Raw genomic sequence first — 2,112 nt, 5'->3', positions numbered from 1 at the left:
ACCCTGGACCTGGCGATCGCGGGACCGTGGCTGCCTGCGCCGGACGTCTTGCCGGCGGAGAATGCGCGTGTGATCACTGCGCCTGCGGTTGGTGCTGCGTCAGTGGCGAATGAGCCTTTGCCTGATCGGCTCACGGGCACGGTGACGTTGCACGATGCGAACTGGAAGACCGATGCTCTGCCGACAGCGGTGCAGATTTCAGAGGCAACACTGCAGCTGGACGGCGGTTCGGGTGTGTGGGATCCGGTGGTGTTTACCTATGGGCCGCTCATCGGAACAGCTCGGCTTGAACTTCCTGCGTGTGACGTGGCAGGGGAGGAGTGCACGCCAAAGGTGAATCTCGCATTTCCAAGTCTCGACGCCGCTGAGTTGCAGGCGACTTTGCTTGGCGCGGAGAAGAAGGGAACACTGCTGTCGACGGTGATTGCGCGTTTGACGCCGTCGTCGACGCGTACCTGGCCCGCATTCCAGGGAACGGTGGAGGTGGACTCGCTGGCACTGGGGCCGGTGAAGCTTGAGAATCTGACTGCCGAGGTGAACTTTTCGGCGGCGTCGGCAGAAATCACAAGCCTTGATGCGGGACTGCTGGGCGGGCAGATTCACTTGACGGGCAAGATCGAGAATGGCGACAAGCCTGCTTACTCTCTGGCAGGGAACTTCCAGAAAGTGAACCCGGCCGAACTGTGCGGCGTGCTGAAGCTGCAGTGCACCGGCACGAGCTTCGATGGCGACGGAAAGCTGGAACTGGCGGGATATGGCGGCAACGAGCTTGCGAACTCCGCCAAGGGGACTGTGCATTTCGATTGGAAGAAGGGCGGCATCAGCGGTCGCCCTGGCGCTCCCGGAGAGAGTTTTTCTCCGGCGTTGACTCGGTTCGATCAATTCTCCGGCGATGCCGAAATCGCGGATGGGGGCATTGTGTTGAAAGAAAACCAGGTGCAGCAGGGTGCGCGCAAAGGAACCGTGGAAGCTTCGGTCAGATTTGGTGAGCCGCCCGCCGTTTCGTTCGGGCCGCCCAAGAGTGCGGCAGCAGCGAAGAAGAAGTAGCTCAACAGCGGACTCGATGCAGGGTCGTTACAATCAAGGGATGGGACGCAATGTCGCCTCTTCTCCCGTAGAGATTCGCTGCAAAGGCATTCTGTTCGACATGGACGGAATCCTGATTTCTTCGATCGGGTCGGTCGAGCGCAGTTGGACGAAGTGGGCCGAGATGCGCGGCGTCGATCCGGAATATGCGTGCAAGACGGCGCATGGCCGGCGGGCGATTGAAACGGCAGCTATGCTGCGACCCGATCTCGACAGTGAAGCGGAACTCAGGCTGATTGAAGATATCGAGCTGGCGGATGGCGAGGGGTTGGCTGTGCTGCCTGGCGTGCTTCCCATGCTGCAGGCGTTGCCGGAGGATCGCTGGACGGTTGTGACGAGCGCGACTGAGCGGCTGGCGCGGATGCGTCTCGCACAGGCAGGGATTCCGGTGCCGGCACGGCTGGTGACTGCCAATGATGTAACGCAAGGGAAGCCCGATCCGGCGCCTTACCTGGCAGGCGCAGCATTGCTGGGCTTGCCGCCGGACGAGTGCGTGGTGTTTGAGGATGCAGAGTCGGGCACACTGGCGGGGCGCGCGGCGGGATGCACGGTGATCGCGACGACGTTCTCGCACGAGGTTGAGTCGTTGAGCGCGGCGCATTACCTGATTGAAGATGTCACCGGCGTCCAGGTGCGGAATCTGGCCGGCGAGCAGGGTATTGTGCTGACGTTCAGTCCGTTGGCGGAGTAATGCGTTTCGGGTCGGTCCTACGGGACGGGCCCCTCCCGGCGGTGGCGATTTCCCGGGGCTGTGAGGCTGCGGAAAAACGTTGAAGATCTGCGAATTGTCGAAAGGACCGTACTTCAGCGGCTAAAGCCGGCAATGTTATCTTGGCGCTTACGGCATGACTGAAAGTCATGCCCTGATACAAAATCCGTCTGGGATGAGTTCTTCCGCAGCTTTAGTGTTTCCGGAGCTTTGTCGTCCTGGGCTGTTTTCGTTCGCCTCCTCAGGAGAGGGCAAGCAAAGTTCCGCAATTTCCTGCGAACAAAAACAGGCGCACGCTTGCCTGCGTCTTCGCTGCC

At 60.9% G+C, this 2,112-nt stretch carries 2 protein-coding genes; both read left to right on the top strand.

Features of this window, described 5'->3' with window-relative positions; genetic code table 11:
• The coding region (locus WA354_RS13655) for an AsmA family protein (RefSeq protein WP_472813566.1) at positions 1 to 1,047 on the top strand (1,047 nt) is incomplete at its 5' end.
• A gap of 16 nt (positions 1,048 to 1,063) precedes the next feature.
• Entirely contained in the window at positions 1,064 to 1,777 is a 714-nt protein-coding gene (locus tag WA354_RS13650) for an HAD family hydrolase (protein WP_472813565.1), read from the top strand.
• Positions 1,778 to 2,112: the final 335 nt, after the last annotated feature.

Origin of the sequence: Occallatibacter sp., assembly GCF_049802275.1 — a bacterium.
Classification (GTDB): Bacteria; Acidobacteriota; Terriglobia; order Terriglobales; family Acidobacteriaceae; genus Telmatobacter.
Note: the sequence above shows the minus strand (reverse complement) of the source record. Positions and strands in the feature narration are given on the sequence as shown.